The sequence below is a fragment of the Acinetobacter lwoffii genome, from assembly GCF_024129115.1.
In the GTDB taxonomy this organism is placed as follows: domain Bacteria; phylum Pseudomonadota; class Gammaproteobacteria; order Pseudomonadales; family Moraxellaceae; genus Acinetobacter; species Acinetobacter lwoffii_T.
The window spans coordinates 206,287-213,724 of sequence record NZ_JAMXXO010000003.1 but is presented as its reverse complement, the minus strand read 5'-3'; the positions used below and the strand labels follow the sequence as shown (position 1 = coordinate 213,724).

The following is a 7,438-nucleotide window of genomic DNA, read 5'->3' as shown; positions in this document are numbered from 1 at the left end:
TGATAGGTTGGATGTGGAAGCATAGTGATATGTGAAGCTGACCAATACTAATTGCTCGTGAGGCTTGACTATACAACACCCAAACAGTTGTATATAAAGCATCAATTGATTTCATATTGATCTAACGATCAGACGAAAACTTGATTTAGTTAAGCTAATCGAACAAATGAGAGTATAATTAAGCACTGCTTAGTTCTACTCGCAAGAACTCAGATATACCTGTTAATGAATTCTATTTGGTAGAAAGCAAGGCAAAACGTAAGACCTAGCAAGTATCCATAAACAGTTGTGCTGGCGACCATAGCAAGAGTGAACCACCTGATCCCTTCCCGAACTCAGAAGTGAAACCTCTTAGCGCTGATGGTAGTGTGGGGTTACCCATGTGAGAGTAAGTCATCGCCAGCTCATTATTCCAAAATCCCCCTCCGCTAAGGCAGAGGGGGATTTTTTTATGTGCAAAAATTATAAATAAAACTTCAAAATTAACTCGTTTTATAGTTTTTAAAATGTATCTATTTACCTTTCTCTGCTGAATTTACATTATAAATTCTGTATCTTTATGTTAATTTGAACAATAAATCAGTATGGAGAAGATAATGTTGTCGCAATTTAAAATAAAAATTCTACTCAGTTGTTGTGCTTTAGCATTTACTGCCTGTCATGCAGAGAATTCATCTTCTAGAAGTAGTCAAGAGGTATCTACATCAGCTGCCAAATCGGATGCAGTCTCTTCTAACTTGCAAAAATATAAGGTTGAACAGGTTGCTCAATTTAATGAGCCGTGGGCGATTACTACTTTAAAGGATGGCCGACTATTAATTACTGAGCGCAAAGGAAAATTGCAGCTCTTTGATCCAAAAACCAAGAAAAAAATTGAAGTTAAAGGCATACCTCAAGTCGCATATGGAGGCCAGGGTGGCTTAGGCGAAGTTGCTTTACATCCTGATTTTGCAAAGAATCGGTGGGTATATCTGAGCTATGCTGAACAAGGCCAAGGCGGATATGGTGCAGTGGTGATCCGGGGTAAATTAAACTTAAATCAAGCCACTCCTCAACTCACACAAATTGAACGGATCTGGACGCAAGTGCCGAAATTTTCAGGCCAGGGACATTATGCCCATCGGATTGTATTCGGGTCGGATGGTAAGTTATGGATCAGTTCAGGAGAACGTCAGCAATTCAACCCTGCACAGGATATGCAATCCAACGCCGGTAAAATTATTCGCCTGAATGATGATGGCTCAATCCCTGCCGATAATCCGTTTATGAATCAGGGTAAAATTGCCCAGCAGGTCTGGAGTCTTGGACATCGTAATCCTCTAGGCATGGCTTTTGATCCGAAAGGGCAGCTTTGGGTGATCGAAATGGGACCAAAAGGCGGCGATGAACTGAACAAGATTGTCAAAGCTAAAAATTATGGTTATCCGTTAGTGTCCAATGGCGATCATTATGATGGCAAGCCGATTCCTGACCACAGTACCCGACCTGAATTTGAGGCCCCGGCACTGGATTGGACTCCGGTAATTTCTCCTTCAGATTTAATGTTTTATACGGCTAATGTCTTCCCGAAATGGAAAAATAAAGCGATTGCGACCGGTCTGTCTTCCAAGGCGATTGTGATTGTGGATACGACCCAGACTCCAGTGAAAGAAGTCCAGCGTCTGGATATGAAGGAGCGGATTCGCGGGGTTGCTCAGGCACAGGATGGTTCACTGTGGGTGATTCAAGATGGTTCGCAAGCCGGTTTGTTAAAAATGACAGCACCTTAATCCTCTGCTTTTAGGATGCTTATCTAAATATGAAATATTGAATAAGCTGACCATCTGAATAAAAATCTTTTTAAGCTGATGCTGGCATGAAAGAAAAAGGCCTCTACATCCTGTGAAGGCCTTTTCATATTCTGTTAAAGGTATAATGTCTGTTATACCGATCAGCATCCTGCTACGTGAATTTTTTTATTTTTCTTACAAGACTTCCTGTCTTGGTATGATCTGAATATAGCCTGAAGCGATACAACGCAATAGGGCAGTTTAACTGCATGGATTGTAGGTCAAAGCCGACAGCCGAATTTTAAAAGATAATTTTAAAAATACTGTTTCAAAATGATCATCTGACCAAATCATAAACTGCGGTGATGATTTTGCTGTATGTTAGCGAGAGATTACGCTTTTGATATCTATCAACTGATATAAATAAAAACGTCGATAAAATAATAAAAAGGAAACTCCTATGCCCATGATTCAAATTGAAGTTCGCCAACAATATCCTCAAGCAGTTGAGGAACAATTGCTTAACAGCGTATTTCATTGTGTGAAAACTGCCTTTCAGCTGCCTGAATATGATCGTAATATTCGTCTGGTCGTGCATGAAGCGCATCGTTTTCAGTATATGAGCCATTTAGCTCAGCCTGAATATTTTACCTTGATCAGTATTGACTGTTTTGCTGGCCGCAGTCTGGAGACCAAGCGCAATTTGTATCAGCAGATGGTCAAAAGTCTCGGGGAAATCGGTATTCCTGCAGATCATATTCTGATTCATCTGAGAGAAAGTGCATTGGAAAATTGGGGAATTCGAGGAGGGCAAGCCGCCTGTGATGTTGATCTCGGGTTTAAGGTGAATGTCTGATGCATCCCGATCAGTATTCAAGTTAAATCTAAAGTTTAAAAACAGAAAAGCCTCAACATCCTGTCGAGGCTTTTCTGGATTTGCTTCTCAGATCTGACTCCTGTCTAATCTGTCAACGTCCTGTTGATTGGCGCTTTTTATTGTTGTCGTATCGCTTTGCAGACTTCCTGTCTGTCTATGTACTCACTATAGCCTCGCATAAAATGACTGCATAGCGGCTAAACTCTGCGCTGCATGTAGGCTAAAACGTACAGGGCTGTCGTCCAGTCATTAAGCACTGACATATTGAATCAGTCTATCCACTACAGCTTTTAAGTTTTTATTATCAAATTCATTGCCTTGGAAGGAATAATCTTTGTTGCGTGCAAAGATGTCACGGATTTCGATCACGGCATTGGTATCTACCAGTCCAAGTTGAGTGCCGACTTGACGAATCTGGTCAATCGAACGTGATCCGTTGGTCGCACCATAACCAATATAAGCTGCCGGTTTGCCTTGCCATTCCTTGCCGAGATAATCCAGGGCATTTTTCAGGGCAGGGCTATAGCCATGATTGTATTCAGGCGTGACAAAAATAAAGGCATCGCCAAGCGCAATCTTGTCGGCCCAGTCTTGCTGTTTGGGCTGATCATAAATCCCGGTCAATGGGGGATGAGCACCAGAAAACAGCGGAAGATCCCATTCTTTTAGATCGACAATTTCAGTTTCTAAAGTGCTAAAGGCATAACTTTTAATTTCCTGCAGTACCCAGTGCGCCACTTTAATCGCAGTACGTCCCTCACGAACACTCCCAACCACAATATAAATTTTCATGTTTTATCCTTTCTTCGGGTCTGATCATCAAATTAATCAGATTTCAGGAAGGTGACTAGAGATGATTTGTATCCGGAAAATAAAAAGCTCCCGAAGGAGCTTTTTTAAAATCAGTTAATTAGCTGAGGTTTTACATCAGTTTAATGCCTTGCTGACCCGCAGGTGTCACTTTAAAGATTTCCACTTCAAAGGTGATGTTTTTGCCTGCCAATGGATGGTTAAAGTCCACTTCAGTGATGTCATCATTCACCGATCTCACCACGCCATACAGGGTGGCTTTGGCTTTGTCTTCAAACTCGATCATGTGACCTTCGATCGGACGTTCTCCGAACTTCACCGTATCAAATTTCTGGATGTTTTCTGGATTCCATGGACCAAAAGCATCTTCTGGCGGCAGGCTCACCGTACGACGGTCACCGGCACGTAAACCAAACAATGCTTTTTCAAAACCAGGCAGTAAATTGCCATCACCAATCACCAGGCTGACCGGTTCTTCACGGCTACGGGTATTGTCAATTTCCACGCCATTTTCGATTGCGACAGAAAAGTGCAGCTCGACTTTAGAACCGTCTGCAACCCGGGTTTCTTCGTTAGGATGAATAAAATCAGTCATGTTGTGCTTGCGCCCGTTGAATTCGATGTTTTTCTAAGAAAAAGGTATCAATCAGCATCAGAATAGTGCCTACAGTAATAGCACTATCTGCGATATTGAACGCAGGGAAGTGGCTGTTCTGGTAATACACATGAATAAAATCGACTACATAGCCGAGGCTGACCCGGTCGATTAAATTACCGATGGCACCACCCAGAATCAGGGCAATCGCCAATGGTAAAATTTTCATGTCTTTTGGCATGCGCATCAGCCAAAACACAAAGATTACAGACACTAAACCTGCCAGTGAAGTAAAGAAATAGCGTTGCCAACCACCGGCATCGGACAGGAAACTAAAGGCAGCGCCATAGTTATGTAGCAGTGTCCAATTTAAAAAGGGCAGCACAGGAACAGGATCTGCATAGTTCAGATTTGTCACTGCAATCCATTTGGTCCATTGATCCAGAATGATCGCCAGAATGGCCAGTCCAACCCACCATAAATTATGTGGATAGAACTGGAATAAGCCCTTTTTGGTGTGGGTATTAGGCATATTTTCTCTCTTCGCCTTGGCCTGTAGGAAGGTTGATGATACAACGACCGCATAGACCAGGATGTGCAAAATGTGTATTTACATCTGGTAATACATGCCAGCAACGTACGCATTTTTCGCCATCAGCTGCTGAAACTTTCACATTCAAGCCTTCAAGATCAGACGCTTCACCTTGTGCTGCATCAAACTCATTGACGATCACTTGTGATGTGATCAGTACGAAACGAAGCTCATCACTTAACTTATCTAGCACTGCTTTTAATTCGGCATTTGCCCAAAGTTCAACTTTGGCAGACAAGTTAGAACCGACAGTTTTCGCGGTACGTGCAGTTTCAATGAATTTGTTTACTGCAGATTTCACGGCAATGAGCGTTTGCCATTCAGCTTCAGATACTACATTTGCAGTTGAAGCCACAGGAATATCATACCATTCAGCCGTGAACACGTATTTCTCTGATTGCTCAGGAATTAACGGCCAAGCTTCTTGTGCAGTGAAGCTCAGGATTGGTGACATCCAACGCACGAATGCTTGTACCAAGTGATACAACGCAGTTTGTGCAGAATGACGTGCTTGCGAATCCGCTTTCGTGGTGTATTGACGGTCTTTGATGATGTCTAAGTAGAAACCACCCAAGTCATTGATACAGAAATTAGTCAGAGCAGTCGTTACGATATGGAAGTTCATATCTTCGTATGCTTTCTTAATGGTTTCTTGCACTTCAGATGCACGTTGCAGAATGTATTGATCCAGCGCGATCAATTGATCTACAGGAAGCGCATCTGTTGATGGTTTGAAGCCATTCAGGTTAGCAAGCAAGAAACGAAGCGTGTTACGGATACGACGGTAACCATCAGAGGCACGGCTAAAAATTTCTTTACCCGCGGTCATTTCATAACGGTAGTCCGCTGATGCGATCCAGAAGCGTAAGCCATCCGCACCCATATCTTTAATGATGTCTTGCGGCGTGATCACGTTACCGATCGACTTGGACATCTTGCGGCCTTTTTCATCCACGACGAAACCGTGAGTCAATAGACCTTTATATGGCGCACGTTCGTTAATCGCAATCGAGGTCAATAACGACGACTGGAACCAGCCACGGTGCTGGTCTGAACCTTCAAGGTACAAATCAGCAGGATCAGTCAGTTCTTCACGTTCACGCAGTACCGCATAGTGCGTTGTACCAGAGTCAAACCAGACATCTAATGTGTCACGAACTGCGTTGTATTGTTCAGCATCCGCACCGATAAACTCAGAGGCATCACGGTTATACCAGCCATCAATGCCTTCTTGCTCGATCAGCTTAGCCACTTCTTCAATCAGTTCAGGCGTACGTGGGTGCAATTCATTGGTGTCTTTGTGTACGAAGAACGGAATTGGCACACCCCAAGTACGTTGACGTGAAATACACCAGTCCGGACGACCTTCAATCATCGCCTGGATACGGTTTTTACCCCAGTCCGGTACAAAGCTGATATCGTTTTCAATCGCATTCAGTGCATTTTGACGCAGACCTTTGGCATCCATGCTGATGAACCATTGTGGGGTCGCACGGAAGATAATCGGGGTTTTATGGCGCCAGCAATGCGGGTAGCTATGCTTGATCACCACGTGTGCCCAAAGCTTGGTCGCTTCAGTCAATGCTGCAATGATTTTTGGATTGGCTTTGTAGATGTGCTCGCCCGGGAAGATTGGCGAAGTCGGTAAATACACACCATTACCGCCGACTGGGTTTTCTACTTTTAAGTTGTACTGTAAACCAACTTTATAGTCGTCTACACCGTGGCCCGGTGCGGTATGTACTGCACCTGTACCGCTAGCATCGGTGACGTGTTCACCCAAGATCACTGGCACTTGGCGGTCGCTAATTAAAGGATGTTGAAGAACTAAATTCTCAAGTTTTGCACCTGTGAATTCAGCAAGCACTTCAAATGCAGTAAAGCCATAACGCTGAGTTGCAGACTCAACCAATGATTTCGCAAGGATGAAGTTTTGTGATGCTTTGTCTTCACCAATTGCTTTCACCAGTTGGTATTCAAGTTCAGCGTGGAGTGCAACCGCTTGGTTAGCAGGCATGGTCCAAGGCGTTGTTGTCCAAATCACGATATCCGTACGATCAGCGATTTCTACGCCGACACGTGCAGATAAATCAGCAAGGTCTACAACCGTGAAACCGACGTCAATTGCGTCAGATTTTTTATCTTCGTATTCAACTTCAGCTTCAGCGAGTGATGAACCACAGTCTAAACACCAGTTGACTGGTTTCAGACCTGGCTCGATATGACCTGCTTTCGCGATTGCACCCAATGAACGTACGATGTCAGCTTCTTGTTTGAAGTTCATCGTTAAGTAAGGATTGTCCCAATCCCCGAATACGCCCATACGTACGAAGTCTTTCTTTTGAAGCTCAACTTGGGTGTAGGCATATTCACGGCAGGCTTTACGGAAGGTAGATGCATCCACTTTTACGCCGACTTTACCGACTTTTTCTTCGACTTTGAGTTCGATTGGCAAACCGTGACAGTCCCAGCCCGGTACATACGGTGCATCAAAGCCATCCATGACACGGCTTTTGATGATGATGTCTTTGAGTACTTTATTGACTGCATGACCCAAATGGATTTGACCATTGGCATAAGGAGGGCCGTCATGAAGCACGTATTTTGTCTTGCCAATACGCGATTCACGAATCTGCTGATAAATGTTGTCGGCATACCACTCTTCTAACCATTTCGCTTCACGTACTGCCAAGTTTGCTTTCATTGCAAAGTCAGTACCTGGGAGGTTTAGCGTGGCTTTATAGTCCACTGCATTTTCAGGAGTTTGCTTATCGCTCATGCAAGTCGTCTTCCAA

6 protein-coding genes and 1 rRNA gene are annotated in these 7,438 nt (G+C 43.7%); 3 read left to right on the top strand and 4 right to left on the bottom strand.

The features are described 5' to 3' along the window. Positions 1-290: 290 nt before the first annotated feature. From rrf to NI470_RS05170, 3 genes are all read left to right on the top strand, one after another. Positions 291-405: ribosomal RNA gene (rrf, locus tag NI470_RS05180) — 5S ribosomal RNA — on the top strand. Positions 406-596: 191 nt separating this feature from the next. Next, positions 597-1,769 (top strand): PQQ-dependent sugar dehydrogenase, encoded by a 1,173-nt coding sequence (locus NI470_RS05175; protein WP_005094880.1) that lies wholly within the window; start codon positions 597-599, stop codon positions 1,767-1,769. A 460-nt stretch (positions 1,770-2,229) separates the two neighbouring features. Further along, positions 2,230-2,625 (top strand): tautomerase family protein, encoded by a 396-nt coding sequence (locus NI470_RS05170; protein WP_085064418.1) that lies wholly within the window; start codon positions 2,230-2,232, stop codon positions 2,623-2,625. Positions 2,626-2,895: 270 nt separating this feature from the next. Here the strand turns inward: NI470_RS05170 and NI470_RS05165 are convergent, their stop codons facing one another. The 4 genes from NI470_RS05165 to ileS form a co-directional block, all read right to left on the bottom strand. Further along, positions 2,896-3,438: an NADPH-dependent FMN reductase gene (locus NI470_RS05165; protein WP_004281216.1), complete on the bottom strand. Its 543-nt coding sequence runs from the start codon at positions 3,436-3,438 to the stop codon at positions 2,896-2,898. A 130-nt stretch (positions 3,439-3,568) separates the two neighbouring features. Then, positions 3,569-4,051, bottom strand: a complete 483-nt coding sequence (locus NI470_RS05160; RefSeq protein WP_004281217.1) for an FKBP-type peptidyl-prolyl cis-trans isomerase — start codon at positions 4,049-4,051, stop codon at positions 3,569-3,571. After that, a complete protein-coding gene (gene lspA, locus NI470_RS05155) occupies positions 4,044-4,583 on the bottom strand; it encodes a signal peptidase II (protein ID WP_004281218.1) in 540 nt (179 codons plus the stop codon). The genes NI470_RS05160 and lspA overlap by 8 nt, the downstream gene beginning before the upstream one ends. After that, the gene (gene ileS / locus NI470_RS05150) at positions 4,576-7,422 is read right to left on the bottom strand and encodes an isoleucine--tRNA ligase (RefSeq protein ID WP_253147856.1); all 2,847 of its coding nucleotides are present in this window, start codon (positions 7,420-7,422) and stop codon (positions 4,576-4,578) included. Before ileS ends, lspA begins: the two co-directional genes overlap by 8 nt. Positions 7,423-7,438 lie beyond the last annotated feature (16 nt).